We start from the raw sequence: 25318 nt of genomic DNA on the forward strand, positions 1-25318 counted from the left end.
TTAGGCGTTGATCGTGGAACGGAGCTGCTCGATAGCCGCCCGAAGATCGTCAGCGTCGCGCGTGACGGTGATGACCGGAGCGTCGCGCGTACCGGTCTTCATCTCGGCAACGAAGGCCTTGGCCTGCTGCGGAGACATGTTGGCCGCAGCCATCAGCGCGTTCTCGAGAACACGCTCGTGCGGCACAATTTTTGGCGCCTCTGCTTTCACCTTGATCGCGGAGGCGTTGAGTTTGCGGTCGGCCAATCCATGCTGGATTGCCGAGGAAGCGCTGAACATCGTTCCGTCGCCGCGGCGGCGCTCCATCCAGGAGGCGGCAATCTTGCGGTCGACCCCCGCGCGGGCGGCATAGACTTCCGCCATCGACGCATCGACCTCGGCCAGGAGTTCGGCCGCGTCCTGCATGTCGAATTCGTTGCCCATGCTGATGGCGGAGGCCTTGTGGACCATGATGAACGATCCATCGGCCATCTGGATGTCGTCACCGGCCATGGCGATGACCGATGCCGCCGACCCCGCCATGGCGATGACCTGGACCGTCACTTTCGCCGGGTGCGCGCGAAGGAGGTTGTAGATGGCAAGGCCTGACAGAAAGCTTCCACCGGGGGAATTGATGCTGACGGTGACTTCGCGATTGCCGATCGCGCGAAGCGCGGCGGCAATGCGCCGTTCGGTATTGTCGACCGCCGTGAAGGGATCAAGGCCGATCTGGCCGTAGATCGTAATGGTGGTTTCATCGTCACCAGACGCTGAGACCACTGCGGGGTCGAATGCCTCAACGTTCTCGTGTGGAGCATCGAAGTTCAGCCATTCCGGCTTCTGGAACGCCCTTACTTCAGGCAGGTTGCGAAGGCTCATTGCCGCTGCTCCTATTCGAAAGTGGATTTGGCGCGATTTCGCTTTCCGGCAGATCCATGATGTTCCGTACTTCGCCATAGTTCATCCATGGCTGATGACCGCCGGACCCCAGGGCCTTGGCGAAGAAGTCCGCCTGATCCTTCATCGAGCCGCGCAGCAGCGCGCCCTCATTGAACTTGGCTTCGAGCAGCTCGGTTTCGGCTTCCGTCAAAAGCGATCGCTCGATCGCCTGCTCCCAAGAACCGAACCAGGGCGAGAGACCGTAGCGAACGAAGAACTGGCCGAGCACGTCGATGCCGGAACCCCAGGATGTGTCATCGACGCCGAGCAGCGGTCGCGGAACGCCAAATGGACGGGCGATCTCCTCGATCTGATGCTTGCGCTGCTCGATCGCCTGGTTGTCGCGGCCGGACTGAGAGAACGGCTTGGCCTCAAGCCCTTCCTCGCCGATGATCCACTTGTGCGCCATCTCGGCGCCTTCGCGCTCATCCATCTGAGCCTTGAGGCGCTCGAAGGCTTCCGGCGACAGTCGATCCTTCACCGACATCATGCCGCCGACCATTATACCGTTCCGGAACAACCGCGCCGCGGCCCGCTCGGTCTGAAGCGCGAGGCCGATCGCCTCGGCCGCCTGTTTGACCAGCGACAGTCCGCGGATGCCGTCTTCCGACAACCCGTAGCGCAGATGGAAGATTTCCTGCTGCGGCAGAAGTCGGGTCGCGCCTTTCCCGTCCCGGTACTCGTAGTCCAAGGCCCAGTCGCTGCGCTGGCGCGGGGTCACGCGCTCGGTTGGAATCGGCACCAGCTGCAGGATGCGGTTGCCGCTGCGCACGATCAGCGCATAAGCATCACCATCGACCAGTGCGCGCTGCTGCATGAGCGAGCGAAACTCGAATGCCGTTTGCCAGGCGTTCGGGCGACGGTGCAGGATGCGAAACAGCGGATGCTGGTCTGCTTTTTCCTTCGTCCCCTTGTAGCGAAGGTGCAGCGGCAACGTGCCGATGGCGAACGAGATCAGCGAGACGCACCGCACGACGGTCGTGTTCTTCAGCGCCGCCTTCGTCGACACGCTGATGCCGGACTGGGTCAGGCCGCCATAGCCGCCGCGGATGAATTCCAGCATGCGCGGATCGTCGAGACCGTTGAAAGCGGCAACCTCGCCACCCATTGCATTGATCGCCGACAAGCCCGCCGAGCGCGGCACGATCGGCACGGCAGCAGCAGGACGTTCCGCCGGCACGCTCGCTGTCGGTGATCCAAACAGACGGTCGATAAAGCTCATCCGGTCACACCATCAGAAGGCCGCGAGACTCGTAGACCGAAGTCCCGGCTGCCTCCGGATTTAGGAACATCAGCATGGCAGCGTTGAACAGCGCCATGAGCGGATCGATCTTCGCGGCGCCCGAAACCTCCTTGGTCACCACGTAATTGCTTCCCCGCAAGGTCTGCTTCGCGTTGCCGACGGCCCAGGCCATGATTGGCTGCCCGCCATGGAGGAACCGCCGATCTTCGAGTTTGAGGGGAACCGACGAGACAGCGGTCTGCAGCTTCCACCCCTGCGTGACCGCCTGGACGATCGGGTCTTCGAGACCAGCCTCTTCCAGGGCATCGACCAGCAATGCAACGCCTGCGCTATCGAGGCCGATTCCGCCCGTGGCCGGAAGCAACCCCGCCTCGTACACCTTCTTGCAAACCGCTGCGGCCGATTCTGCCTGGTCTTCACCCGACTTTGCGACGATCAGGTCGCCGCATTCCTCGAACTGCCGTAGGAGGTGAGCAATCCCTTTCCGCTGCTCGAATACCGTGGCACGCGCCCAGGCCTGCCCCCACCCCAGCCAGCGCTTCGTGAACCTCTCTCGGCCGATGACGTAAAGCGCGGCGAGATCGTCCGCGCCGCCCCAGTCGATGCCGATGGTGCAGACCTCACACCGTTTCAACAGGTCATCGAGATCTGCGATCTTCAGGTCGATGCACGATTCCCAGTGCGGCGCGCCGGACCATCCGTCGCCGCCGATGCCGACGCCGATCTCAATGTTGAGATGCTGCGACGTCCATATCTGCTCGGCCTCCTTCGAGACCTTGCCATTGTTCTCATAATCATCGGCGAGCCGCTGGGGGTCGATCGACCGGCCCAGATTGGGCAACAGATACTTCCAGTTCTGCATGTCGCGCCAGAATTCCTGATCGCGCTGCTTCTCGACTGGAAACTCGTAGAGAACGGGCAGCATGATCGGCGACTTTCCACCCTTCCCGTCCCTGATCGCCCTCGCCTTCTTCAGCTCGGTCGCCCAGATTCCCGCGGGCGGCTCGTCGGACTGCGTCGTGATCATGAGGACCTGGCCACCCTGCATGGTGATACCGCCACCGCGAATCTGCTGCATAACCGCTGCAGCCTTGGCTTTCTTCCCCAGCTCATGAACCTCATCGATGATCGTGAGGATCGGAATTTCGCCCGTGACGATCGACGTGTCGAACGTCTTCACATCGAGCATGGTGCCGGTCTTGCGACGGGTGATGCACTTCAGGTGATCCTGCACCTTGAAGATTGCATCGAGGCGACTATCCAGCCGGATCATCCCTTGTGCCTGGTTGAAGCAGCGCTCCGAGATGTTCTGACTGGGCGCGACAAGAAGCATCTGACGGTTGGGCGCCTCTTCCATGAACAGCGCGGTCAGGCCCAGCGCCGCGACGTATGTGGTCTTCGAGTTCTTCTTCGGGACCATGCACAGCAGCTCCCAGACGAGCCGCTGCTTGGTTTCAGGGTCTTCGCTGGCGAGGAACGCGCAGAGGATGTCCCGAAACCAGTCGCCGCAAGCTTCTGACAGGGGCGGCGTGCCCGGCACATCCGGGAGCTTCAGTCGATTGAAGAACGCAAGAGCCTTGGCAGCCTTCGCCTCGTTTAGCGGAACGTCCGCCATCGGGATCTGGCCGGCCTGAAGGCGGTCCCACCAGTCGGGACATGCGAACCGGGGCTGAGCCTCAGTGGTGGGCATTCTGCGCAGCTTCCTGCTCGAGCTCGGCCATCAGATCGGCGTCGGCAGCCATGGCGCGCTGCGCGTCGGTCGCCTTCTTTCCCGGTCGTTCGCTCGTCTGGCTTTCCGCAGGAGGACGCGACGCCATGGCCCGCTCGATCTCCATCTGGTCACTGCGATCGAGGAGCCTGCCGAACTCACGCAAGGCGCCGACGTTGCCTGCTTCGGCCATTTCCCAAGCAAGTTCCAGACGGCGAACTTCCAGCTGATCGCGCGCGCCCTCTCGTTGGCGAAGCTCATAAAAATAATGCTTGTGCAAAGTCGGCAGTGTGATGCCGAGAACGGTTGCGATGCGTGGATTGGCCCAGCCCAGAGCGACTAACATACTGACGCGATTGCGGTTTCTCTGCGAAACCTCATGCACGGGACGTCCGCGACGCTTCGGCTTCTCAACCCAGGGATTGCCGAAGAGGTCAAAAACAGCATCGGCCATAAAAAAATCTCTAAATGGGGGGGGCGCGGGTCTGGCGGTTTTGCCGGCCCCGACTTTCGACCCCCCCCTCCCGATGTGACATTTCGGTCACATCGAGGCAGGTCGAGGTCACTCGGTCGGGGTCGGTCCGACTTCGACCATGACGGGCGGGTGTGCGACCCCGAGGATGCGCAGGTGCACCGAGGCACCAGCGTTCAATCGCTCCAGCTCGTCAGGTGTGGGCTGCCAAGCCGTCACCATGGCAGGCGTGCCCTCACCATTGACCGAGCAGACAATCATCTCGTCGCGAAGAGGCAGGCCCAGGTAGCCTTGGCTCTTGCCGATGATGCGCGTGGCGTTCTCGATCATAGCGATCTGCATGCGTCAGCCTCCGCGCCGCTCTTCCGCCTGCTTCACCTTGTCGTGGCAGGGCTTACATAGACACTGCAGGTTGTTCTCATCCCAGAACAGAGCCTCGTCGCCACGATGAGCGGTGCGGTGATCCGCCACGAGCTGCGACGTATCCGCCTCAACCCGACCGCATCCGACCATCTGGCATGTGAAGAGATCGCGGACGAGCACCTTCCAGCGCAGCTTCTGCCATCGGCTTGTCTTGTACCAGGCGCGCCATGCGATGGTCGCATCGCGCATCCGCGACCGCGCCGGCTCGTCTCCGCCAGCATAGCCGATGCGAGGCGCGAGCTTGCCCACACGCGGGGCGATGCTCTTCAGCCTGCCCATGCGACGGTTCCCATCGATGTCGTGAGTGTCCGGAAAAGCAAAAGCCCGGTCGCGTGTGCGCCGGGCTTCGAACCTTTTCCGTTGTGCAAGGTGTATGTCAACTTTCTGCTGCACGTCAACATCAATCTCATACGACCGCAGCAGCGGCCTGCCAGGGCGCCATACGGCAGCGCCACGGTTCGAGGCGGTGCGCGACGAGACTGCCCGCCAGCGCCGCTTCCATGCGCCGAAGCGCACCGACCCAAAGCTGATAGTCGAGCCGCCCGAGAATATCGGACAGCGGATCGCGCGACAATTCGAGCTTTCGATACGCGCCTTGGTGCGGCCGATGCGATCGGCCATTCATGCCCTGCACCTCAATCACGCTCTTGCGCCCAAACGTGTCCGTCACTTCCCGCGCCACGAACCATGCCGGCTTGCCTCCACGCATCACCATGCGCAGCTTCGGCGCATCGGCCTCCCACTCCGGCCGCTGGGCAAGCACCGCGCAGCGCGTCACGAGGCTGACGACGAGCGCGCCCTGCTTTGCCTCGGTGCGGCTGCGATACTGTGCCCGCGCCCGCTCGACATGCGGCGCAAGATGATGCGCCATCAGTTCGTCATCCGCGATCCAGTCGGCCATCGGGTTCCAATCGTCGGGGATGATGATGAAGGCGCTGCGCCCGATCTCAGCGACCGCGCGGCCAACCGCCAACGCATCCGGGTGCGCCGGTCCCTGCTCGACATGGAAGTCGCTTCCGCCGCGATCCATGTCGACCAGCGTCAAAAGTTCGGCGAACTCTGCCATCTTGCCCCAGCTGGAGGCGAACAGCATCCGCCAGGCCGAATTCGCATTCGCCAACCCGTCAACGCCGCCGCCTTTCGGAAGCTCTTCCGTGAAGGCCCACTGCAACAGCTTCTCAATCGTCAGGCTCGTCATCTTATCCTCTGCACCACTTGCGATACTTTTTCGATAGTTTGGCGATAGTTTCAGGAGAGAGTATTTCGTTACTTTTCAATGTCTTGGGATGGAAATGCACCAGTTGCACTAGTTGAAGCCGGCCCAATACACGCAACGTTTTCCCCACTCCCCCGAACCCCCAATCCCTATAGGCGCGCAAAACTGGTGCAAACTATCGCAATACATTGATTTCGCTCATCTTTTCGCTGTATTGCAAGTGTCGCCAAGTCTCGCAAACTGTCGCGACTATCGCGCAAGACAGCGAAATGCAGGCGCAAACGACGCGGCTGGAAGGGGTTGCGGGGAGCGGTTCGCATCATCGCACATGGCTTTCATAGTCGTCCGCGCCATGGTTGGCGGGCGGGCGCGGGACCTCCTGCAGGCGGATGCCGTGGTAGAGCACGATGCGGCCATCCTCGCGGGTGAACTTCTTCTTCATGATCAGGCCGAACCGCGTCAGCGAAATCGGCTTACCGCCCTGGTCGATCGTGAAGTCGACATAGGCCTGGTAGAAGTCCTTCGCGCTGACGGGTGGCGCCGTCGCCTCCGCGACGATGCAGCGAGCGCAGAAGGCCGATGTCGGGTCCATCTCGTCGCGATATTCCTGCGTCTTCGCCTTCACGCTCTCGGGGATCACCAGCCCCTCGGACAGGAAGATCTTCACCCCATCGATCAGCCAGTTGAGGATACCGGGATATTCGGGCGCGAACTGCGCCAGAACCTCTTCGAAGGGCAGCTGGTCGGCCTCCGCGATAGTCTTCGGCCAGTGCACCACGGCCATGCGCCGCCAGATGCCGTTATCCGTGCCGCTGATGCGCGGATAGGCGTTGCCGGACATGTGGCCGACGAAGATGGGCTTGAAGTCGAAATAGCCCTGGAAGAGGTCGCGGACGGTGAAATCCTCACCGCCGGTCAGGTCCTTCACGAGGTTCTCGCGCAGGTCCTCGCCTTCGGGCATTTCCTTCACGCGCAGGAGCCGGCGGCCATAGAGCCGCGCCATGTCCGGATTTGCAGCGCCACCACCCTTGCCCTCGCCGGTGAATGATTCGGACGGCAGCGTCACGGCAATCTCACCGAGCAGCCGGCACAGCGTCTCCATGTAGACCGACTTGCCGTTTGCGCCGAAACCGTAGTGGAAGAACAGTTTTTGAACCGTCAGGCCGACGAGGCCGAGACCGGAAGCCACCTGCACCATGCGCCGAACGTCAGCCAGCGGCAGCTTGTCATCCATGAAGTCGAGCCAGCGCGGGCACGTCGCCTTGGCGTCGTAATCGACGGGCACGATCTGCGTGATCAGGTCCTCGCGGGCGTGCCCCTTGCGGACGAGCAGCTGCACGTCCTTCTGCATGACGAATTGCGCGATCTTGCTGCGGTCGATGGTCGGGTCATCGCCATCTGCGCCCCAAACGGGGTTGGGCACGCGCTTTTCCTTCACCCGGAAGGCGAGCGTGTGCCCCTTCACGGCAACCTTCAGCGCGTCGGCGTTGAACTCGTCAGGGCCGCGCATGACATGCGGCGCGGCGCATGCCAGCATCGCTTCCAGTCGCCCCTTGTTCTTCGACGACACGGCATGGCTATGCCGGCGCTGCACGCGCTTGCGATAGGCCTCAACGGCCTTTTCGGCCTTTGCGATGACGAGCCGCTCGACCTGCGTCAAATCGTTCGAAGCCTTGGCTTCCGCCGCCTTGGCGCGGTCGACAAGCTCCTGGTCTTCCTTCGTCATCTTCAGGACGCCCGCCTCGAGCGCAATACGCCCGCCGAGCTTCTGCGCGATTGCAAGCGCCCGGGGGTCGCCGGTGTCAATGTCCCAGTGATCGCCCGCCCATACGGCGAACGCAGCCTTGCGCGCTTTCGATTGCGCGAGCACGAGCAGATCCTCGCCGAAATGGGCAAGCAGCCGCTCCGCATTGTCGGTGTCCGAATGGTCGAGTGCAGCGCAGCGCGCCACGGTGTCCATGTCGACGCGCTCGCCGTCACGATGCGAAATGCCGGCCTCGCCTTCGTCGGCATCATCCGCGACAGTTCGATCCTGGCCTGAAGGGGTTGCGGGGCCAAGCAGCGCCGCCTGCCGCTCCGCCTCGGCAAGGATCGCGCCGACCTGGTCGGGCAGTTTCTTCTTGGTCACGCGCGGTCCTCATAGGCTTGGTCGGCATTTGCCAGCATGGCCGCGAAGTCGGTCCCTGGCCGCGGCCACACGACGGGGATCAGCCGCCCTTCGCGCGCATGCCGCGCTTTTGCGCGCGCCATGGCGGACGCGGTAAAGACCCGCTCCGAATCTGCATCGGCCAGCAGCACCAGTTCGCCGACATGGTCGGGCACGACCATCGCGTCGGGCTCGTCGTCCTTTTGCGCAGCAGGAACAGGGCCGGGGATCATCACCGGCCGCTCGACGCCATTGCGGTCGGGCTTGGTCAGGGTCGGATGTGCGAAGCGTGATTTGGGTTCGGCCGGCCCGGCGAGATTGCCGAGATCGCCGGCCGCGAAATAGAACGTGTCGGCACGCACCTCTTCCCAGCGCGCGAAGGCGAGTGTGTTTTCGATCCCTTCGGCGCCCAGCCAGCGCTCGGCCGAGGGGTCGCCAGCCAGAGGAATGACGCCGCCCTTCTTCGATCCGCGCATTTTCTTGGTTGGCAGAGCCGCGCGCGTTTCCGGGTCGACGAGGCGCGGCCGAAATTTCGGCCCCTGTCGCAAATCGATCCATGTCTGGTGGCAGCCGATGACAATGCCGGCGGCATCGATGAATGGCGCGACCATGCCGGGGCCGCTGTAGAGCTCGAGCGAATGGCCGCGCTCGTCATTGCCGTGCCAGTAGGACAAGGCAACTTGGAAACGTAGCCAGCCGCCTGGCGCCATTCCGCATCCACGCGCACGCAGATAATCGGACGCCAGAGTGCCTTCAATCGGCCCGGCCGCGCGATAGATCCCGCGCGCCCGTTCCCGCTCGCGCTCGCGATAATCGCGTTGGGAGGCATGCCGCGCCGCGACCTCTTCATAGTGCTGCATGCGCAGATCCTCGAGCCGCTTCAGGCGCGCTTCGCGCTCGGCAGGCTCTTCGCGCTCGGCGATATCCGGCACCGCTAGGCCGGTCACGGCCGAGCACGCCTCAAGGAACGTCGCGCGCCGCTTCAGGTCGAGTTCGAGAATGTGCCCGGCCAGCCCGAGCGCATCCCCGCCGCCGACTCCGCCGGCGCGGCAGTTCCATTTGTTCTTCTGCGTGTTGAACGCGAAGGTGTCAGTCCCGCCGCAGACGGGGCACGGCTGCGCATGCTCGAACCGCTTGCCCGAGAATTTGAGCCCCAGAAGCGGCGCTGCATCCTCGATCGAAACGCCCCGCGCACGCTCGACCAGCTCGTCCACCGCGGCGTTCACTTGCGCGCTCCTGGCATGCGTCCGTTCAACTCGGCAATCTTGCGATCTACCTCACGCCAGCATTCGGAAGGCGAGCGGCCTTGGCGAACCTCGTCGGCAAGTTTCACGACGGCACTGACAAAATTCTTGCGTGCGCCGCCCGTATATCGGCGCGCGTCCACGCGGTCGCGTTCGCAATCCCGGTTCATTCGGCCGACTCCGTCTGGAGCGGTGCCAAGCTGTGGCGAGCCGGCACATGGCTGGCGAGATCGCCGATGTCGGCGAGGCGCAGCCCGGTGCAAGCGCCGATCTCCGAGACGCCTTTGTCAGCCTCGAACATCAGCAGCACCGCTTCGCGCTGCATGGCGGGTGGCAGGGCCGAAAACCCGGCGCGCTGGATGGTTGGAAAGCTCATGATCGACCCCCTGTTTCAGTGCGCATCACGTGAGACGTCGTCGCCTTGCTTCGCGCCGGGCGGGCGGTAGAAGGCGCGGAAGGAGACGGCGAGCCAGTCGCACACCGCGATCACCTTGGCCGCCGAGACGTGCTGTCCGCTCGACAGGCGCGACAGGTCAGACGCCGTCACGCCGATCTCGGCCGCGCAGACGCGCCAGCCGCGCCCGTCGGCCGAAAGGCGGTCGCGCAGGATCAGCCCAAGGCCGCGATAGTCGTAGGAGGCCCGCGGCTCCATCAGCGTGCCTCCGCCTTCAGGAACCGGTTGGCCGGTTCGCCCATCCAGGCGGCGAGCGCTATGAACTCGTCTTCGCCGGGGTTACGCCCTGCGGTGGCGCGCGACACGGCATCCGGCGTCACCTCGGCAAGCCGGGCAAGCGCGCCGACGCTCACGCCGCGGTGCACCCGCCGCGCCTCAAGGAACAGCGCGAACATCTGGAAATCGTAGCGCTTCGGATCGAACCCGCTCATTGCGCCGCCTCGGTCTGGGGCGTCTCGCGCAGGTCGAGATAGTCGAACAGCGACGGGATCGACATCGAGGCCTCGGCGGCCTTGCAATGCGCGACGCCGTCGAGGAAGTAGCCAGGGTTGAGTTCGACGCCGAGACCGCGGCGGCCGAGTTTGACCGCGCAGTACGGCACGGTCATCAGCCCGCCGAAGGGATCGAAGACCAGGTCGCCCGGATTGGAGAGCTGCGCGATCGCCCGCTCGACGATGTCGAACTGAAGCGGGCAAAGATGCATCTCCTTGCCCTTGGCCGACTGCACGCCGTTGAGCGTGCGCATGCGCGCGACGTCGGTCCACACGTCGTCATGACGCGAGTGTGGTGGCAACAACATGAAGGTGGGCGGCAGCGCGCCGCGCATCTCCAGCGCCTCGCCGATCGCTACATGGTGCTCGAAATCGTAGATCGCATCGAGATTGAACGCCTTCCAGATCTTGTAGACCTGGTCGGCCGGCAGCCCCTGAAACTCCTCCGGCTTCATCGGCCGGTCGCCGGACGAGCGCGAGAACGCGTGCGCATCGATCTGCCAGCGGGCACGGCTGTAACCGTCCTCGTTGATCCAGGCGTCGGCCTTGCCGTCCCATTCCTTCTTGGCCTTGACGACCGGTACGTCGGCATAGGAGCGCGCGTCGTCGCTCTGCGGCTTGCGGAACATCAGGAGATATTCCGGCACGCCCGCGCCCATCTTGGTCGCGTCCTTGCACTGCTCGGTCCATCCGAGGCGATAGGTCTGGTTGTTCTCACGCACGACATCCGTCGTGATTGTCTTCATGCCCATGAAGGCGAAGCCGTGCCGCTTGAAATGGTAGATGCAGTCGGCATGGAAGGTGGAGAGCGTCTGGAAACCGAAGCCCGTCAATCCGCCCGGAACGACCCGGTCCTTCACATGGATGCAGGCCCATCGGCCAGGCTGCAGCACGCGCAGGAGCTGCGGCGTCAGGAAGTCCATCTGCGCCCAGAAGTGGTCGTCGTCGTCGGTGTGGCCGAAATCGTTGTAGCTGGGCGTATATTCGTACTGGGTGGAGAACGGGATCGAGGTGACGATCAGGCCGCAGGAGTTCTCGGCCATGGTCGACGTCTCGAGCACGTTGTCGTTGTTGACGGCAGTGAAGGTCTCGCCCTTCACTTCGATGCGCTCCACGCCGATCGAACGCTCCAGGGCTTGCGCCATGGCCTGTTCGTTCAGCCGGTATTTCCGGATGATCTCGCTCATTTTCTCGACCTGTCGGAGGTGCTGGTTCCACTTGCGCTCGATGATGCGGCGCGTGCCGCGCTCGGCGGCGGTGTAGATGATGTCGACGCGGACCTGCCGGGTCTGGAGGAATCGAACCAGGCGGTGCCACGATTGGATGAAGTCGTTGAACTTCGCGGTGATGCCGACATAGACGGCGCGATGGCAGTGGCGCTGGAAGTTGCATCCCGAGCCGAGCATCACCGGCTTGCCGGCGAGGCGCCGGATGTGTCCGTCGGAAAAGTCCGCGATCGATTGCTCGCGCGCTTCGAGGTCCTGGCTGCCGTAGACCGAGACGAGGTCAGGGATCGCCCGTTCGAGGGCTTCCCGCTCGGCCTCGAGGTCATGCCAGAATATGAAATGATCGTCGGCATCGGCGGCGCAGATCTCTGCAGCCTTGCCGACGCGCGCCGAAATGCTGTCCCGCTTCTCGCGCGCAGCGCCGATGATGTCGTTGCCTGGATCGCGGATCAGGATGCCCTGCCCGCTCCGCTCGGTCTCGCGCGTCGACAGGTCGGCTGGCAACTCGTGCCAGTGCAGGTCGACGGGCGGCAGGTCGTAGCCGTCGTCGCTGTAGCCGAGGTCGGAGGGATTCTGCAGGAAGATCGCCCAGGACGAGACCCACAGCCAGAACTCATCCTCCTTGTGCGGGTGGAGCGTGAGTTGGTCGGCCTTTTCCGAGTTCCGCTTGAAGAAGCGGGTCTTCGCCTCGCTCACTTCCATGATGCCGAGATAGGCGGCATAGGCGAGCAGCTCGATATAGTCGTTCGGGCTCGGCGTCGCGGTGGCGACGAAGCGGTAGCGCACGCCCTCCGTGCGAATGCCGGTCTGGCGATCGTCGCCAGCGAAGAGCTTCATGAACTCGCGAAAGGTCTTCGACCCGCCAAAGCCGCGCAGGCAGGACGCCTCGTCCAGCGACGTCGCGGCGAAGTTGCGCGGATCAAGCTTTCCGTCCCGAACGGTCTCATAATTGGTCAGGAAGATCCTGCAGCCGGTCTCGGCGAAGATCGCGCGCGCTTCCTCGATCGTCCGCACGAAGGCGATCGCAATGCCGAGCGTCTTGGCATCGCGCAGGAACTCGCCGCGCACGCCGAGCGGTGCCACGATCAGGCCAAGCGCGTCGGCTTCGAGATTGTCCAGCGTGCACCGGATCGTCTCGAGCTGCATGAAAGTCTTGCCCAGACCGAAGGCGGCAAAGATCGCGCGACGGCCCCCGCGCACACACCATTCGATGATCGCGCGCTGATGATCTTTGCAGATCGGGTTGACGCGTCCGGCCTCGATGACGATGCCGACGGGTGCAGCCGTGGCCGTCTTGGCATCGAGGAACTGGCGATAGGCTTCAAGGCTCATCGCCGCCCCCTCGGCTCTTCCGATGCAGCCTGCTCGCCGCGCGTGCCGGCGCCGGCCACGCGACGGCGATGATGGTCGCACCAGGAGCCGCGCATGGTCGGTAGGCCGCAGAAAAGATGCGGCTCGCCTGGCGCCGCTTCGTTCACTGGAAACTTGCAATCGCCCCGAAGGCGCAGCTTGCCGATCGGCAGCGCGCGGCTGGCGGCGTCGAAGGCGTAGGCCTCCGCCGTCGTGATCGGCTGGTGAAAGACCGGATCGCCACTACGCCCTTCCCGCTTGCCGCGCAGGTTGCCTGGATGGACGGGCGCCGCCTTTTTCGGTTTGGTACTGGGAATGCCCTTCGCCGTGCCGAGGGCAACGGTCGTCTTGACGCTGCGCCCTGTCAGATGAAGGTCGGTCGAGCGATGCACGCGGCCGATGATGGCGGAGCGCGACACGCCGAGAACCTTGGAAATCTCGCCTGCGCTTTTGCCCGCATGCACGAGGCGGGTCAGCGTCGCCTGGCGCTCTTCTGTCCAGCCGCCGGTCATGACGCCCTCCGCAGCCGGCGCTCGCGCAGCGCGAGCTTGCGATAGACGTCCTGCTTGGCTGCGATGCCCTCGCGAACCTCCCGCCGCGCGGTCCCGATCGTGTCGAGGCAGTCACGCTTGGCAGGATCGGCCGCCGCGAGAACCGCCGGCCCGGCCTCACCCGATTCCTTGATCATGCGTGTGGCGTCGTCATAGGTGAGCTCATCACCCTCGCCGCCATCCATCGGCACCAGCTTCATGCCGACGAGCCCGGCGATGGTCGACAGAACGTCGTGCGAACCGGTGTCGCGGATCAGGTCGACGAGGACGTCGATGGGCATGAAGTGCCCCAGCTCCGATGGGCTACCATACTTCGACAGCACAGGCGCATCGACGCGGGTGATCAGGGCGAAGGCATTGGCGCGCGCCAGAGACAGGTCGCGACGGGTCGCGGCCTTGAGGTCCAGAAGCTCTTCGGGCTGTGTCGGGCGGGGAAGCTTGTTCACGGGTCGAACTTTCGGCAAGGCTTCGCCGTCAAGGAAATTTCGAGCCTCGAAATTTCCATGCCAGGCAAGGGATTGGGGGTCATGTTGCGGGTATGAAAACCCGCAGCGAAAACATCACATCACGGCGGCGCCCGCTCGGCGCAGTAAAGGCCACGCCGGCCGGCGCAGGAGAGGTGCGGCAGCCGGTCGGCGTGGCAGGAACCCGCTACCAGGGGGAGCAGCGGGGAGACGAAAACGAAACGGGCGGCGCTCATTCGGCAGCCTCGCTTGGTGCGATGGTGCGAGCACCGAGATTGGCTTCATACAATTCAGCAGGGTTGGAGCCAGCCAGCTCAATCAGAAGTGTCCAGTGCCGATCCGGAATGCCGATCGATGTCCACTTGTAGACAGCGTCCCGCTGCAGAGCGCCCGCGCTCCGATCAGCAATCGCTTTAGCGCCACCTGCATCTTTTATAATTTCGGCCACTGTTCTCATGAGGCACACCATATGGAATTAAATTCCATGTTTCAAGCGCCATATTCCGACCCTTCGGAATTATTTTCAAACTACTCTTCAGCCATGAGCTGGGATCAAAGACTGCGCGATGCGCTGGAGCAGAAGGGCTGGTCGAAGCGCGAGCTATCTCGTCGCGCAGACGTGCCCTATGACAACGTCACAAAATACGTTGCTGGTGAGGTCAAGCAGCCGCGAGGCGACACCCTTGATCGCCTTGCCCATGCGCTGGAGATTGACCCCATCTTCCTTGCCCGAGGCATTAGCCCGACTACGGGCGACACTGAAGTGCCTATTATGGGGTATCTGGGAGCTGGCGCAGAAGTGGAGCCGGATTACGAGCAGATCCCGCCCGAAGGCCTCGAGCAAGTAACTATACCGTTTCCCCTGCCTGATGACATGATCGCGTTCCGCGTGAAAGGGGATTCGATGCTTCCTCAGTTCAGAGACGATACAATCGTCGTAGTGTTTAGGGAGCAGCGGCGCGCCATCGAAAGCTTCTACGGCGAAGAAGCAGCCGTCCGCACACGTGACGGGCGACGCTTCATCAAGACCATCTTTAGAGGGGAGCGCGGCGTTAATCTGATCTCCTGGAACGCACAGCCAATCGAGAACGTGCAGCTCGAGTGGATCGGCGAAATATTCGCTGTCATCCCGCCCTCCACCTTTCGCAGGGCCATGAGGCAAGGCGGCGTCCAGGGACGCCTCAATCTGAAAATCGCGTAGTCGGAATTTAATTCAGTTATTTCTTGACGCTGGAATTTAATTCCATATGATTGGCCTTCATCCCCCGATGGAGGCACGATCATGCATCCCCATTCGACACATCTCGGCACCTTCCAAGGCCGCCGCGCGCATCGCCAGCCCGATGGTCCGGCCCGTCCGGCCACGCCGGTTCAGGATGCCTGCGGGCTGTTTGTCGCCTGCGGCCTGATCGTCGTCCTCCTCTTCCTGCCCTGGTGAGGAGCCGACCATGCAGCAGCAGACCTATTCCGCCACGCGCGCCGCTTCCGACATCCGCGCGTCCCTCACCGGAAAGCCCGGCGCCCGCGTGAGCGAGCAGCTTCGCCCCGGCCATCCCGAAGAACCCGGTACGCCGCACCCGCGCGCCGTCGACATGTGCGAGGCAATCCGCGAAGTCGTCGGCTCCGAAGGCGGGTGCAGCGAAACCGAGCTGATCGCCAGGGGCTTTTCGCTACCCGAGATCGTCGAGCACTGCCCCGAAGCTCGTCGCCTCCTGCGCGCCGGCTTCGTGCGACAGCTTGCGCCCGAGTATGATCGGGTGCCCGAGATCATCGAGAAAGCGCTCGTCGCCGCCGCGCACATCATGCCCCGCATGGCAGGGGTCGAGCCACTCGCCGGTGCTGCCGAGGCCTGGTCGCGTTATTGCGGAGCGCGCGCGGCCTGCAAGCTCGACGACTGGATTGCCCAGCGCGAGCGGTGCGTTGCCCTGCTCGACACCTTCCTGCGCGTCGGCACGCCGCTTTTGCAGCGCGAGAAGAATCGCGTCCTGTTCGCCATTGCCGCCGAACTCAAGGTGAGCAAGGCGCGGGGTCACGCATGAACCTCGAGCCGCTCGTTCCTTCCTTCCGGCCCGACGGTTCGGTCTTCGATCTCGCCAACGTCCAGCAGCACGACATCGTCTGGACGGAGATCGCCGGCGCCCTGTCGCGCATCGCCCGCTTCAATGGCCGATGCAGCGGTATCGGCTTTTCGGTCGCACAGCACTGCGTCATGGGCGCGGATGCCCTGTTCGTCGAGACCGGCGACGCCGTCCTGTCGGGCATCTTCCTGCTGCACGACGCTGAGGAAGGGCTGACGGGCGACGTCACGCGACCGACGATGAGCCTTCTCGGCGTCTATCTCTCACGCACGCACGGCGTCGCCGCCCGCGCGGTCAGCGCTGCGATGAGCGCAGCCAAGGCCGACCTGCATCGCGCTATCCACGAGCGCGCAGGCCTGCCCCCGCTCGAAAACCTGCCGGACTACGCGCGCCAGGTGAAGGACATGGACGATCGCATGTTGCGCGCCGAGGCCATCGCGCTCTTCGGCTCGCAGGCCGCGCTCCACTGTCCCGCTGCCGACCGCCCTGCCCCGCGTCTCACCGGTGCAATCCGCGCCTGGGCAGCGATGAAGGCCGAAGAAGCGTGGCTCGAACGGCTCAACCGCTATCTCGGCATCGAATGGAGGGGCGCATGAGTTCGCTCAACAAGGTTCAGATCATGGGTCGCCTCGGCGCGGACCCGGAGATCCGCCGCATGAACAGCGGCGACCCGATCGTCAACATGCGCCTCGCTACGTCCGAGACTTGGCGCGACAAGCAGACCGGCGAGAAGCGCGAGCGCACCGAGTGGCACACGGTCGTCATCTTCAACAAGGCGCTGTGCGACATCGCCGAGAAGTACCTGAAGAAGGGCAATCTGGTGTTTGTCGAGGGCATGCTGGCCACCCGTTCGTGGGAGGACACGGCCGGCGTCAAGCGCTATTCGACCGAGGTCGTCCTGAAGGCGTTCAACGGCGAGCTGATCCTGATGCCGAACGGCCAGGGCACCGGCCGACCGGGGGCCGCGGGGCCCGACGACTACGGCCAGACCGGCACCCGATCCTCGTCTTCCAGTTCCTATGCCGACCAGTCGGGCACGTCGCAGTCACGCGGCGAGCGCGACCTCGACGACGAAATCCCCTTCTGAGAGAGGCCAAAATGAAGCGCATTCGGGATTCGCAGACCATCATCGGCTCGCTCGAGTCCGGCGAAACCGCCGCCGAGCTGACCCGCATGATCACCAAGACCCTTGCCGAGTTGAAGGAACTCGCCGGCAACCGGCCGAAGAACAAGGTCAAGGGCTCGGTCACCCTCAAGATCAATATGGAGGTCGAGGCCGGCACTGCGACAATCACGGCCGACATCGATGCCAAGACACCGAAGCCGCTGCGCGGTTCTTCGTTCTTCTGGGTTCTCGACGACGGCTCGCTTTCGACCGAGCACCCCCAGCAGCAAGACATGTTCTCCGGCCCGCGCGAGGCCGGCGATCGCACGCATCCCGGCGTCCAAAGCGCCTGATAGCCTGAGCCCCGAAAGGAACCTTCCGTGAAAGACGAGACCGATTTCCAGAACGAGGTCGATACCATCGCCCAGCTGGCCGAGCGCGCCGGCGGTGTCGAGATTGAGAACGTGACGCTGCCGAAGGGCTTCGTCGGCCTGCCGGCCGAAGTTCCTTTGGCTTTGATCCGTGGCGACAATCCGCAGGTCAAGGCGATCGACAATGTGCTGGAGCAGTACCGCATCCATCCTGCACGCAAGAAGGGCACCGCGATCGCGCAGACCTTCGCCAGCTTCTGCGAGTTGACGAACCGGCACAAGACGGACGACAGCGCCATCTTTGCCGACATGGACTGGCGGAAACCCTCGCTGACGACCGTCGTCGACTATCACCAGGACGAAAGCGACGGCGAGGCCGACTGGCTCCAGCATCGCATCCACTACGCCTATCCACTGTCCGAGGAATGGAAGGCGTGGATGGAGAGTGACAAGACCCCGATGGAGCAGAAGGACTTCGCCTGGTTCCTCGAGGATCGCATCCCAGAACTGTCGGCGCCGACCGAAGAAGAGAAGATTCGCTACGAGCGCGACTTCGCCACGACGATCGCGACGCCCAGCCAGGTCGTGGAACTGTCGCGCGGCCTGCAGGTGAACGTCGCCGCGCAGGTGAAGGCGGCGACGACGCTCCAGTCGGGCGAAGGCGAGATCCGCTTCGTCGAGGAGCATCAGGGTGCCGATGGCAAGCCGCTGAAGGTGCCGGGCATCTTCATCCTGTCGATCGCGCCCTTCTTCATGGGCGAGAAGGTTCGCATCCCGGTCAGGCTGCGCTACCGGATCACCGGCGGCAAGACGGTCTGGTTCTACCAGGTCTATCGGCCCGACCAGTTCATCACCGAGCACGTCCGCGCGACGCTCTTCGACGCGGCGACCAAGACCGAGCTGCCGACCTTCGAAGGCAAGCCCGAGGCCTGAGCCCATAGCGGGCGGCCGATGATGGCCGCCCGCCCCTGATCCCGATCGAGCGCGAGACCTGACGCATGACGCAATTCACCATCCACCGCTCCGCGCTTCTGCCCGCGCTCGATCGCGTCGGTCGCATCGTCGAGCGTCGCAACACCATCCCGATTCTCGCCAACATGCGCATGACGGTCGAGGGTGACCAGCTGCGCATGACGGCCACCGATCTCGACATGGAGATCACCGCGACCGCGGAATTGCAGAGTGCCGGCGAAGGCGACGTCACCTTGCCGGCGGCGCTGCTGGGCGACTTCATCAAGAAGCTTCCCGAATCGGCGATCATCGAGTTCACGGCAGGCGAGACAGGGCGCATCCGCGTCGCGGCCGGCCGTACCCGCGCCCATCTTCCGTTCCTGCCGCCGCAGGATTTCCCCGAGCTGGCGGGCGGCGAGTTCGTCACGCGCATGGAGATCGCGCCGCAGGCCCTCGCGCGCATCCTGTCGACGGTCCAGTTTGCGATCTCGAGCGAGGAGACGCGCTACTATTTGAACGGCATCTATCTCCACCGGGCAGCGAGCGATGGGGAAGCCGCCTTGCGCGCCGTCGCGACGGACGGCCACCGCCTGGCGCGCAGCGAAATGCCTGCGCCCACGGATAGCGGCGAGATGCCCGCGATCATCATCCCCCGCAAGACCGTCGCGGAGATGCTGAAGCTGACGAAGGGCATCGACGATGCCGAACGGCTCGTACTGGAAGTGTCCGCGGCCAAGGTCCGCCTGTCGATGCCGGACGGCACCGTCCTGACGTCGAAGCTGATCGACGGCACCTATCCCGACTATCAGCGCGTCATCCCGGCTAGCAATCCAAAGCGCTACACGCTCAAGGTCGCAGCGCTCGCATCCGCTGTCGATCGCGTGTCGACGATCTCGGCCGAGCGCGGGCGGGCCGTGAAGTTCCGGTTCGGCGGCGAAGAGGTGCAGCTTGAATGCATGCATCCGGATATGGGCGAGGCCAGCGACAGTGTCGTTGTCGATGGCACTGAGGGTGAGGGAGAAACCGAGATCGGTTTCAACGGCCGCTATTGCCACGACGCGCTCGGCGCAGTGGTCGGCGAGAACGTCACCTTTGCCCTCGCCGATCCCGGATCGCCCGCCGTCATCACCGGCGCCAACAGCGCCGATCTCTTCGTTCTCATGCCGATGAGGGTCTGACCCATGAAGATTGCAATCGCCTTGGCGCTTTGCGCCACCGTCGGCCTCGCCTTCATGGCGATCGTCGCCCGCCTGACGCCCGATCGCGTCCTGATCTACGGCTTCCCGCTCCTGTTTTTGATCCTGCTCGCCCTGCTCCTGTTCATCCTGAAGCGGATCGACAGGCAGGTCGACGAGGACTTCCTGCAGGACGAGCAGCACTGGGGCGGCCAATGACCGTTCAAGAAAATCGCGCATCGATCGATGCCCTCACGTCCGAGATCGACCGGCTCCGCGCTGCCGATGCCGAATGGAGCCGGCTGCACCAGCAAGTCATAGAGGAGCGCGCCGCCGCACTGCGCGAGGTCGCGACCTTGAAGCTGGGACTGACATTCCGCGCGCTTCAGAAGGCGCATGTCGATCGGCAGGAAGAATGGTGTCCTGAGCAGAAGCCAGACCTGTCGTTTCGCGGCAATGAGATGGCCGGTGAAGTTGGAGAGGCCTGCAACATCATCAAGAAGCTCGAACGCGAGCGGCACGGCTGGCGCGGCTCGCGAGCATCCGTGTCCGATCTCGGCGAAGAGCTTGCGGACGTCATCCACACAGCCGTCCTGTGCGCAATAACAGCGGGCATCGACCTGCAGAAATGCGTCGTCGCCAAATTCAATGCGACATCAGAAAAGAACCGCCTCAGCGTCAGCTTGCAGGAGTTGCGCAATGGCTGAAACATCTCTCATCGAATGGACGGATGCGACGTGGAACCCGATCACTGGTTGTTCCGTCGTCTCGCCCGGCTGCACAAATTGCTACGCCATGAAGTTGGCCGGATCCCGCCTGCGTCACATTTCAAGCCGCGCAGGTTTAACAGTCGATTCGAAGAACGGCCCGGTTTGGAACGGGAAGGTCCGCCTTAACGAGGAATCGCTCAGCGATCCGTTAAGATGGAAACGCCCGCGATTGATCTTCGTCTGCGCGCACGGAGACCTGTTTCACGAGAGCGTTCCTGATGCCTGGATCGACCAGGTCTTTGCTATCATGGCAATCACCCCTTGGCATACATATCAGGTGCTGACGAAGCGCGCTGGTCGCATGCGCGCGTACTTCGAGGAAACATGGCAGCGTCCGGCTCGTGAAGGCTTCCACATCGGCGATCTCAGCATACCGGCACAGCCTGCGGGTATTGATGACCGCTGGCACCAAGTCGAATCGGCCATCGATGCGCTTTCGATTCCTGACGATGCGCGCTTTTGGACCGAAGACGGCAAGCTGCTCGGCAGACCTGCTTGGCCTCGCGCACCGCTTCCCAATGTTTGGCTCGGCGTCTCAGCCGAGGATCAAGTCCGCGCCAACGAGCGAATTCCTGATTTGCTGGCGACGCCGGCAGCGGTGAGATTTCTTTCGGCAGAGCCGTTAATCGGCTCTATCAATCTGCGGCGAGTTCGCATCTCCCCCGATCATCATACGATCATTGACGCCCTTGATGGCTACGCGGTTGCCGACAGGTCTGGTGTCGAGCGCTCAATGCTCGACTGGGTCATCGTCGGCGGTGAGAGCGGAGCCAATGCGCGACCTATGCATCCGGACTGGGCTCGTTCCTTGCGCGACCAGTGCCGAGATGCGGGAACACCATTCTTTTTCAAGCAATGGGGTGAATGGGAAACGGCAATCGACCGTGATCGAGATGACGCTGATTGGCGCGCAGACTACTCCAGAGACTTTATTGATCGAGGCAAATCGCGCTGGATAAATTTAGCCGGAGGACGTGGATTCCACGGCGAGAGATTCCACGTGATGCGTAGAGTCGGAAAGAAGGCCGCTGGCAGGCTCTTGGATGGAGTAGAGCACAGCGCTCTGCCAAAGGAGCGATAGCCATGACCAAGCCTCTCGCCCTCACACGTCGGCAGGTCACCGCGCTATGCGAAGGCGCGAAGCAGGCCGGCTATGCACCTGTTGTCCAGATCGGCAATGTCTTCGTGCGCCTTATCCCCGAACAACACGCAATTCCTCCACAGGACAGCCGACGGATTGACGAGGAAGAGAAGGGCTATCTTTGATGGCCGCGATGCCCCGCCCTCGCAAGCCCTACATCCAGCGCGAAGTCACGCGCCATGGTCGCACCGTCTGGTACTTCCGCCGGGGCAAGGAAAAGCGCATCCGGCTCGACGGCGACTATGGCTCGACAGAGTTCGAGGCGAGCTACCATGCCGCGCTGACGGGACTGCCGATCAAACCGCACATCTCGACGCCGCGCACGACACTGCGCTGGCTCGTCGATCGCTACATGGAAAGCGGCCGGTTCGTCCGCCTTGCGCCCGGGACGCAGAAGATGCGCCGTGCGATTCTGCTCAACGTCTGCTCGACGGGCGGCGAGAGATCCTTCGCGACCATCACCACGAAGGACATCATGAAGGGCAAGGTGCGCCGCGAGGCAACGCCCTTCGCCGCGCAGAACTACGTCAAGGTGATGAACCAGCTCTTCGCCTTCGCGGTCGACGCCGGCTATCTCGAGGAGAACCCGGCGACGAAAGCGGACAAGTCCGCGCCGGCGACCGACGGCCATCACACATGGACGATCGAGGAAGTCGAGCAGTTCCGCGAGGCGCATCCGATCGGCACGCAGGCGCACCTGGCACTCGACGTGCTGCTCTACACCGGCCTGCGCCGTGGTGACGCGGCGAAAATCGGTCACCAGCACATCCGCAACGGCCTTATTCGCTATCGCGCGACGAAGAACGGCATGGAGATCGCCATCCCGCTTCTGCCGCCGTTGGCGGCGTCGATCGCAGCGACGAAGACGGGTGACCTTGCCCTACTGTGCAACAGCAGAGGCGGGCCATGGACAACGGAATCGTTCGGCAACTGGTTTGCCGATCAATGCATCGCCGCAGGCGTTCCCGGCCGCGCGCACGGCCTGCGCAAGGCAGGCGCCACCTTCGCCGCGCAGAACGGTGCCAACGAACTCGACCTCGCTGCGATGTACGGCTGGAAGAACACCCGCATGGCGGAAGTCTACATCCGCAAGGCCAACCGGATGGCGGGAGCGGAACGGGCCGCGAACGCTCTATACCCGCACCAGCAATCCGGGTGCGGGGATCAGTCCAGAAAGATCAGCAAAAACAGCGCCTAAGAAAAGGCTTGGTGATCCCGACTGGATTCGAACCAGTGACCCTCAGATTAGGAATCTGATGCTCTATCCTACTGAGCTACGGGACCACGGCTGGGAGTCATAGACCCGGCGTGCGCGTTCGCCAAGTGCAAACGGCCCGCGGCTGCGGGCCGTTGTTGTCAACGCGCGGCCGATCAGGCGGCGAGTGCCGTTTCGGCAAGGCGCACCCAGTAGCTGACGCCGTGCGGGATGACCTCGTCGTTGAAGTCGTAGGCGGGGTTGTGAAGGTTCGCCGTGTCGCCATTGCCGATGAAGATGAAGGCGCCGGGACGGGATTCCAGCATGTAGGAGAAATCCTCCCCGCCCATCACCGGATTGATCTTGTCGTTGACGTTCGGCTCACCCGCGACGCCCTTGGCAATGCCGGTGGCGAAGACGGTTTCCTCTGGATCGTTGAAGGTGACGGGGTAATTGACGTCGATGTCGACATCGGCGACGGCGCCGCCGGCAAGAGCGATTCCCTGGCAGATCGCGCGCATGCGCTCGATCGCCTTTTCGGCAACCTCGCGCTTCAACGTGCGGATCGTCCCGGCAAACTCGATCTCCTCCGGGATGACGTTGTAGGCGTCGCCGCCGTGGAACTTGGTGATCGAGACGACAACCGATTCGATCGGGTCGACCGAGCGCGAGGCGATGGTCTGGATCGCCAGAACCATCTGGCTGCCGGTGACGATGGGGTCGATGGTGCCGTGCGGCATGGCCGCGTGGCCGCCCTTGCCCTTGACCTTGATGGTGAACTCCGCCGTCGCCGCCATCATCGGGCCGGGGCGCAGCGCGAACTGGCCGACGGGCAGCCCGGGCATGTTGTGCATGCCGAAGACGCGCGCAATGTCGAAACGCTCCATCATGCCGTCCTTGACCATGGCGAGGCCGCCGGCCCCACCCTCTTCGGCCGGCTGGAAGATGACCGCGACCGCGCCCTTGAAATTGCGCGTTTCGGCAAGATACTTCGCCGCGCCCAGAAGCATTGCCGTGTGCCCGTCATGGCCGCAGGCGTGCATCTTGCCTTCCGTCGTCGAGGCATATGGCTTGCCGGTTATCTCGGTCAGGGGCAGCGCGTCCATGTCGGCGCGCATGCCGATCGTGGGGCCGTCACCGAGATTGCCCTTGATCAGCCCCACCACGCCGGTCTGGCCGATGCCCGTCGCGACCTCGTCGACGCCGAATTCCTTCAGCCGTTCGGCGACGAAGGCCGCCGTCTGGTGACAGTCGTAGAGGATTTCGGGGTTGGAATGGATGTGACGCCGCCAACCGGCGACTTCTTCCTGCATCTCGGCAGCTCGGTTCAAAATCGGCATGTGGGAGGAGTTCCTTGTCCGGTCGACCTGCCATTTTGGCGTCACATAGTCTAAATAGTCGAGAGACGACGGTGGCGGGGTCCGCTGTTCTTCACGGGTGGCGGGCGAGCGTTCCTCGACCCGCCCGGTCATGAGACTAAATACCGGACGATGGCGACGGCAAGAGGCAATTGGTCAATGATGCGCAATAGGCTTGTTCTGGCGACGCTGGCGGCGGCGCTCACAGTGGCGGCGTGGCATGGACCCGCGCTCGCCGGCCCCTCGATCCTGGTCGACCTCAACACCGGGCAGGTGCTGGCGCAGGAAGACGCATTCAAGCCGTCCTACCCAGCCTCACTCACCAAGCTGATGACGACCTATGTCGCGTTCCGCGCGGTGCAGGCCGGCGAATTGCAACTCGACAGCCCGATCGAAATCACCACCGAAGCGACCAAGGAGCCGCCCTCCAAGATGGGTTATGCCGCCGGTTCGGTGCTGACGCTCGACAATGCGATCAAGATCCTGATGGTGAAGTCCGCGAACGACATCGCCACCGCGCTCGCCATCAACATCGGCGGCTCCGAATCCGCTTTCGCGCAGCGCATGAATGCCGAGGCAAAAAGGCTCGGCATGACGCAGTCGCATTTCGTCAATGCGCATGGCCTGCATTCGGATCAGCAATACACGTCGGCGCGCGACCTTGCCGTGCTCGCGATCGCCCTTCGCCGCGATTTTCCGCAGCATGCGCACTATTTCAAGCTCGATGCGCTGGCCGACGGCCAGAACATCATGGAGAACCACAACACGCTGATGGGCCGGTTCGAGGGCGCTGACGGCATGAAGACGGGCTATACGTGCCCGGCGGGGTTCAACCTCGTCGCCTCCGCCACCCAGCAGGGACGCTCGCTGCTCGCCGTCGTTATCGGCGAATTCTCCCCCGAGGAACGCGCCGACAAGGCCGCCGACCTGATGGGCAACGCCTTTGCAAAACCGGCCGGCGATGCTCCGCTTCTCGCCAATCTCCAGCCCGCCGCCAATGTCGACCCCCAGGCGACCAATCTGCGACCGGTCGTGTGCACAGAAGAGGCCTGGCGCGAGCGTGCCAAACGGCGCGACGCGGAAGGCAAGCCGATCTACCATTCGAAATTCCTCACCGAGCGCGTTGGCGAGCCCGTCGCGATGGCGATTAGCCTTGGCGGCGCCACCGGTCCGCGCTCGACGCAGCCGCGCTACGCCAACGTGCCGATCCCGACGCCCCGCCCCGCCTACTCACCGGAATCCGTCCAGGCGCAGGGCGGCTAGTAGAA

At 63.6% G+C, this 25318-nt stretch carries 32 protein-coding genes and 1 tRNA gene; 14 read left to right on the forward strand and 19 right to left on the reverse strand.

The features are described 5' to 3' along the window. The 17 genes from GTK01_RS04995 to GTK01_RS05075 all read right to left on the reverse strand — a co-directional run bounded on the left by GTK01_RS04995 (window position 1) and on the right by GTK01_RS05075 (window position 14363). Window positions 1-858, reverse strand: coding sequence for a head maturation protease, ClpP-related (locus GTK01_RS04995; RefSeq protein ID WP_252924742.1), 858 nt, complete (start codon window positions 856-858; stop codon window positions 1-3). Then, window positions 836-2140: a phage portal protein gene (locus GTK01_RS05000; RefSeq protein ID WP_252924743.1), complete on the reverse strand. Its 1305-nt coding sequence runs from the start codon at window positions 2138-2140 to the stop codon at window positions 836-838. The genes GTK01_RS04995 and GTK01_RS05000 overlap by 23 nt, the downstream gene beginning before the upstream one ends. A 4-nt stretch (window positions 2141-2144) precedes the next feature. After that, the gene (locus GTK01_RS05005; protein ID WP_252924744.1) at window positions 2145-3851 is read right to left on the reverse strand and encodes a terminase large subunit domain-containing protein; all 1707 of its coding nucleotides are present in this window, start codon (window positions 3849-3851) and stop codon (window positions 2145-2147) included. Then, a complete protein-coding gene (locus tag GTK01_RS05010) occupies window positions 3838-4323 on the reverse strand; it encodes a hypothetical protein (protein WP_252924745.1) in 486 nt (161 codons plus the stop codon). Before GTK01_RS05010 ends, GTK01_RS05005 begins: the two co-directional genes overlap by 14 nt. A gap of 108 nt (window positions 4324-4431) precedes the next feature. After that, complete coding sequence (locus GTK01_RS05015; protein ID WP_252924746.1) at window positions 4432-4683, reverse strand: hypothetical protein; 252 nt, start codon at window positions 4681-4683, stop codon at window positions 4432-4434. Between the two features lie 3 nt (window positions 4684-4686). Continuing rightward, a complete protein-coding gene (locus tag GTK01_RS05020; RefSeq protein ID WP_252924747.1) occupies window positions 4687-5043 on the reverse strand; it encodes an HNH endonuclease in 357 nt (118 codons plus the stop codon). A gap of 127 nt (window positions 5044-5170) precedes the next feature. After that, window positions 5171-5962: a hypothetical protein gene (locus GTK01_RS05025; protein WP_252924748.1), complete on the reverse strand. Its 792-nt coding sequence runs from the start codon at window positions 5960-5962 to the stop codon at window positions 5171-5173. Window positions 5963-6299: 337 nt separating this feature from the next. Then, complete coding sequence (locus GTK01_RS05030) at window positions 6300-8108, reverse strand: phage/plasmid primase, P4 family (protein WP_252924749.1); 1809 nt, start codon at window positions 8106-8108, stop codon at window positions 6300-6302. Continuing rightward, on the reverse strand, window positions 8105-9352 hold the full coding sequence (locus GTK01_RS05035; protein ID WP_252924750.1) for a primase-helicase zinc-binding domain-containing protein: 1248 nt from the start codon (window positions 9350-9352) through the stop codon (window positions 8105-8107). Before GTK01_RS05035 ends, GTK01_RS05030 begins: the two co-directional genes overlap by 4 nt. Further along, the gene (locus tag GTK01_RS05040) at window positions 9349-9540 is read right to left on the reverse strand and encodes a hypothetical protein (protein ID WP_252924751.1); all 192 of its coding nucleotides are present in this window, start codon (window positions 9538-9540) and stop codon (window positions 9349-9351) included. Before GTK01_RS05040 ends, GTK01_RS05035 begins: the two co-directional genes overlap by 4 nt. Continuing rightward, complete coding sequence (locus GTK01_RS05045; protein WP_252924752.1) at window positions 9537-9746, reverse strand: hypothetical protein; 210 nt, start codon at window positions 9744-9746, stop codon at window positions 9537-9539. Before GTK01_RS05045 ends, GTK01_RS05040 begins: the two co-directional genes overlap by 4 nt. Before the next feature lie 15 nt (window positions 9747-9761). Further along, complete coding sequence (locus tag GTK01_RS05050; RefSeq protein WP_252924753.1) at window positions 9762-10022, reverse strand: hypothetical protein; 261 nt, start codon at window positions 10020-10022, stop codon at window positions 9762-9764. After that, window positions 10022-10255 carry a helix-turn-helix domain-containing protein gene (locus tag GTK01_RS05055; RefSeq protein WP_252924754.1) on the reverse strand — a complete coding sequence of 78 codons (234 nt, stop codon included), beginning with the start codon at window positions 10253-10255 and terminating at the stop codon, window positions 10022-10024. Before GTK01_RS05055 ends, GTK01_RS05050 begins: the two co-directional genes overlap by 1 nt. After that, window positions 10252-12873 (reverse strand): DNA methyltransferase, encoded by a 2622-nt coding sequence (locus GTK01_RS05060; protein ID WP_252924755.1) that lies wholly within the window; start codon window positions 12871-12873, stop codon window positions 10252-10254. Before GTK01_RS05060 ends, GTK01_RS05055 begins: the two co-directional genes overlap by 4 nt. Continuing rightward, window positions 12870-13403 (reverse strand): GcrA family cell cycle regulator, encoded by a 534-nt coding sequence (locus tag GTK01_RS05065; RefSeq protein WP_252924756.1) that lies wholly within the window; start codon window positions 13401-13403, stop codon window positions 12870-12872. The genes GTK01_RS05060 and GTK01_RS05065 overlap by 4 nt, the downstream gene beginning before the upstream one ends. Further along, window positions 13400-13888 carry a hypothetical protein gene (locus GTK01_RS05070; RefSeq protein WP_252924757.1) on the reverse strand — a complete coding sequence of 163 codons (489 nt, stop codon included), beginning with the start codon at window positions 13886-13888 and terminating at the stop codon, window positions 13400-13402. The genes GTK01_RS05065 and GTK01_RS05070 overlap by 4 nt, the downstream gene beginning before the upstream one ends. Before the next feature lie 250 nt (window positions 13889-14138). Then, window positions 14139-14363, reverse strand: coding sequence for a carph-isopro domain-containing protein (locus GTK01_RS05075; RefSeq protein WP_252924758.1), 225 nt, complete (start codon window positions 14361-14363; stop codon window positions 14139-14141). 12 nt (window positions 14364-14375) lie between these two features. Here GTK01_RS05075 and GTK01_RS05080 point away from each other — a divergent pair, with 12 nt between their 5' ends. From GTK01_RS05080 to GTK01_RS05140, 13 genes are all read left to right on the forward strand, one after another. Continuing rightward, complete coding sequence (locus GTK01_RS05080; RefSeq protein ID WP_252924759.1) at window positions 14376-15107, forward strand: S24 family peptidase; 732 nt, start codon at window positions 14376-14378, stop codon at window positions 15105-15107. 81 nt (window positions 15108-15188) lie between these two features. Further along, entirely contained in the window at window positions 15189-15344 is a 156-nt protein-coding gene (locus GTK01_RS05085; protein ID WP_252924760.1) for a hypothetical protein, read from the forward strand. A 10-nt stretch (window positions 15345-15354) separates the two neighbouring features. Further along, window positions 15355-15945, forward strand: a complete 591-nt coding sequence (locus tag GTK01_RS05090) for a hypothetical protein (protein WP_252924761.1) — start codon at window positions 15355-15357, stop codon at window positions 15943-15945. Then, the gene (locus tag GTK01_RS05095; protein WP_252924762.1) at window positions 15942-16580 is read left to right on the forward strand and encodes a hypothetical protein; all 639 of its coding nucleotides are present in this window, start codon (window positions 15942-15944) and stop codon (window positions 16578-16580) included. Before GTK01_RS05090 ends, GTK01_RS05095 begins: the two co-directional genes overlap by 4 nt. Beyond that, entirely contained in the window at window positions 16577-17071 is a 495-nt protein-coding gene (gene ssb / locus GTK01_RS05100) for a single-stranded DNA-binding protein (RefSeq protein WP_252924763.1), read from the forward strand. The genes GTK01_RS05095 and ssb overlap by 4 nt, the downstream gene beginning before the upstream one ends. 11 nt (window positions 17072-17082) lie before the next feature. Continuing rightward, window positions 17083-17442, forward strand: a complete 360-nt coding sequence (locus GTK01_RS05105; protein WP_252924764.1) for a hypothetical protein — start codon at window positions 17083-17085, stop codon at window positions 17440-17442. Between the two features lie 27 nt (window positions 17443-17469). Further along, window positions 17470-18393, forward strand: a complete 924-nt coding sequence (locus GTK01_RS05110) for a DUF2303 family protein (RefSeq protein ID WP_252924765.1) — start codon at window positions 17470-17472, stop codon at window positions 18391-18393. Window positions 18394-18458: 65 nt separating this feature from the next. Beyond that, on the forward strand, window positions 18459-19589 hold the full coding sequence (gene dnaN, locus GTK01_RS05115) for a DNA polymerase III subunit beta (protein ID WP_252924766.1): 1131 nt from the start codon (window positions 18459-18461) through the stop codon (window positions 19587-19589). 3 nt (window positions 19590-19592) lie between these two features. Beyond that, on the forward strand, window positions 19593-19805 hold the full coding sequence (locus tag GTK01_RS05120; RefSeq protein ID WP_252924767.1) for a hypothetical protein: 213 nt from the start codon (window positions 19593-19595) through the stop codon (window positions 19803-19805). After that, entirely contained in the window at window positions 19802-20293 is a 492-nt protein-coding gene (locus tag GTK01_RS05125) for a MazG-like family protein (RefSeq protein ID WP_252924768.1), read from the forward strand. The genes GTK01_RS05120 and GTK01_RS05125 overlap by 4 nt, the downstream gene beginning before the upstream one ends. Further along, on the forward strand, window positions 20286-21437 hold the full coding sequence (locus tag GTK01_RS05130; RefSeq protein WP_252924769.1) for a DUF5131 family protein: 1152 nt from the start codon (window positions 20286-20288) through the stop codon (window positions 21435-21437). The genes GTK01_RS05125 and GTK01_RS05130 overlap by 8 nt, the downstream gene beginning before the upstream one ends. Window positions 21438-21439: 2 nt before the next feature. After that, the gene (locus GTK01_RS05135) at window positions 21440-21622 is read left to right on the forward strand and encodes a hypothetical protein (RefSeq protein WP_252924770.1); all 183 of its coding nucleotides are present in this window, start codon (window positions 21440-21442) and stop codon (window positions 21620-21622) included. After that, window positions 21622-22695, forward strand: coding sequence for a tyrosine-type recombinase/integrase (locus GTK01_RS05140; RefSeq protein ID WP_252924771.1), 1074 nt, complete (start codon window positions 21622-21624; stop codon window positions 22693-22695). Before GTK01_RS05135 ends, GTK01_RS05140 begins: the two co-directional genes overlap by 1 nt. Before the next feature lie 9 nt (window positions 22696-22704). Here the strand turns inward: GTK01_RS05140 and GTK01_RS05145 are convergent. Continuing rightward, window positions 22705-22781: transfer RNA gene (locus GTK01_RS05145), tRNA-Arg, on the reverse strand. Window positions 22782-22868: 87 nt separating this feature from the next. Continuing rightward, window positions 22869-24032: a M20 aminoacylase family protein gene (locus GTK01_RS05150; RefSeq protein WP_252924772.1), complete on the reverse strand. Its 1164-nt coding sequence runs from the start codon at window positions 24030-24032 to the stop codon at window positions 22869-22871. Between the two features lie 177 nt (window positions 24033-24209). Between GTK01_RS05150 and GTK01_RS05155 the strand changes: the two genes are divergently transcribed. After that, on the forward strand, window positions 24210-25313 hold the full coding sequence (locus GTK01_RS05155; protein WP_371924273.1) for a D-alanyl-D-alanine carboxypeptidase family protein: 1104 nt from the start codon (window positions 24210-24212) through the stop codon (window positions 25311-25313). Window positions 25314-25318: the final 5 nt, after the last annotated feature.

It is taken from the genome of Aliihoeflea sp. 40Bstr573 (genome assembly GCF_024105655.1).
Classification (GTDB): Bacteria; Pseudomonadota; Alphaproteobacteria; order Rhizobiales; family Rhizobiaceae; genus Aliihoeflea.

What these genes read in the sequence shown, in the direction of transcription:
- GTK01_RS04995 (WP_252924742.1), bottom strand. Translation starts at nt 858, where the DNA reads ATGAGCCTTCGCAACCTGCCTGAAGTAAGGGCGTTCCAGAAGCCGGAA.
- GTK01_RS05000 (WP_252924743.1), bottom strand. Translation starts at nt 2,140, where the DNA reads ATGAGCTTTATCGACCGTCTGTTTGGATCACCGACAGCGAGCGTGCCG.
- GTK01_RS05005 (WP_252924744.1), bottom strand. Translation starts at nt 3,851, where the DNA reads ATGCCCACCACTGAGGCTCAGCCCCGGTTCGCATGTCCCGACTGGTGG.
- GTK01_RS05010 (WP_252924745.1), bottom strand. Translation starts at nt 4,323, where the DNA reads ATGGCCGATGCTGTTTTTGACCTCTTCGGCAATCCCTGGGTTGAGAAG.
- GTK01_RS05015 (WP_252924746.1), bottom strand. Translation starts at nt 4,683, where the DNA reads ATGCAGATCGCTATGATCGAGAACGCCACGCGCATCATCGGCAAGAGC.
- GTK01_RS05020 (WP_252924747.1), bottom strand. Translation starts at nt 5,043, where the DNA reads ATGGGCAGGCTGAAGAGCATCGCCCCGCGTGTGGGCAAGCTCGCGCCT.
- GTK01_RS05025 (WP_252924748.1), bottom strand. Translation starts at nt 5,962, where the DNA reads ATGACGAGCCTGACGATTGAGAAGCTGTTGCAGTGGGCCTTCACGGAA.
- GTK01_RS05040 (WP_252924751.1), bottom strand. Translation starts at nt 9,540, where the DNA reads ATGAACCGGGATTGCGAACGCGACCGCGTGGACGCGCGCCGATATACG.
- GTK01_RS05045 (WP_252924752.1), bottom strand. Translation starts at nt 9,746, where the DNA reads ATGAGCTTTCCAACCATCCAGCGCGCCGGGTTTTCGGCCCTGCCACCC.
- GTK01_RS05050 (WP_252924753.1), bottom strand. Translation starts at nt 10,022, where the DNA reads ATGGAGCCGCGGGCCTCCTACGACTATCGCGGCCTTGGGCTGATCCTG.
- GTK01_RS05055 (WP_252924754.1), bottom strand. Translation starts at nt 10,255, where the DNA reads ATGAGCGGGTTCGATCCGAAGCGCTACGATTTCCAGATGTTCGCGCTG.
- GTK01_RS05060 (WP_252924755.1), bottom strand. Translation starts at nt 12,873, where the DNA reads ATGAGCCTTGAAGCCTATCGCCAGTTCCTCGATGCCAAGACGGCCACG.
- GTK01_RS05065 (WP_252924756.1), bottom strand. Translation starts at nt 13,403, where the DNA reads ATGACCGGCGGCTGGACAGAAGAGCGCCAGGCGACGCTGACCCGCCTC.
- GTK01_RS05075 (WP_252924758.1), bottom strand. Translation starts at nt 14,363, where the DNA reads ATGAGAACAGTGGCCGAAATTATAAAAGATGCAGGTGGCGCTAAAGCG.
- GTK01_RS05080 (WP_252924759.1), top strand. Translation starts at nt 14,376, where the DNA reads ATGGAATTAAATTCCATGTTTCAAGCGCCATATTCCGACCCTTCGGAA.
- GTK01_RS05085 (WP_252924760.1), top strand. Translation starts at nt 15,189, where the DNA reads ATGCATCCCCATTCGACACATCTCGGCACCTTCCAAGGCCGCCGCGCG.
- GTK01_RS05090 (WP_252924761.1), top strand. Translation starts at nt 15,355, where the DNA reads ATGCAGCAGCAGACCTATTCCGCCACGCGCGCCGCTTCCGACATCCGC.
- GTK01_RS05095 (WP_252924762.1), top strand. Translation starts at nt 15,942, where the DNA reads ATGAACCTCGAGCCGCTCGTTCCTTCCTTCCGGCCCGACGGTTCGGTC.
- ssb (WP_252924763.1), top strand. Translation starts at nt 16,577, where the DNA reads ATGAGTTCGCTCAACAAGGTTCAGATCATGGGTCGCCTCGGCGCGGAC.
- GTK01_RS05105 (WP_252924764.1), top strand. Translation starts at nt 17,083, where the DNA reads ATGAAGCGCATTCGGGATTCGCAGACCATCATCGGCTCGCTCGAGTCC.
- dnaN (WP_252924766.1), top strand. Translation starts at nt 18,459, where the DNA reads ATGACGCAATTCACCATCCACCGCTCCGCGCTTCTGCCCGCGCTCGAT.
- GTK01_RS05120 (WP_252924767.1), top strand. Translation starts at nt 19,593, where the DNA reads ATGAAGATTGCAATCGCCTTGGCGCTTTGCGCCACCGTCGGCCTCGCC.
- GTK01_RS05125 (WP_252924768.1), top strand. Translation starts at nt 19,802, where the DNA reads ATGACCGTTCAAGAAAATCGCGCATCGATCGATGCCCTCACGTCCGAG.
- GTK01_RS05130 (WP_252924769.1), top strand. Translation starts at nt 20,286, where the DNA reads ATGGCTGAAACATCTCTCATCGAATGGACGGATGCGACGTGGAACCCG.
- GTK01_RS05135 (WP_252924770.1), top strand. Translation starts at nt 21,440, where the DNA reads ATGACCAAGCCTCTCGCCCTCACACGTCGGCAGGTCACCGCGCTATGC.
- GTK01_RS05140 (WP_252924771.1), top strand. Translation starts at nt 21,622, where the DNA reads ATGGCCGCGATGCCCCGCCCTCGCAAGCCCTACATCCAGCGCGAAGTC.
- GTK01_RS05150 (WP_252924772.1), bottom strand. Translation starts at nt 24,032, where the DNA reads ATGCCGATTTTGAACCGAGCTGCCGAGATGCAGGAAGAAGTCGCCGGT.
- GTK01_RS05155 (WP_371924273.1), top strand. Translation starts at nt 24,210, where the DNA reads ATGATGCGCAATAGGCTTGTTCTGGCGACGCTGGCGGCGGCGCTCACA.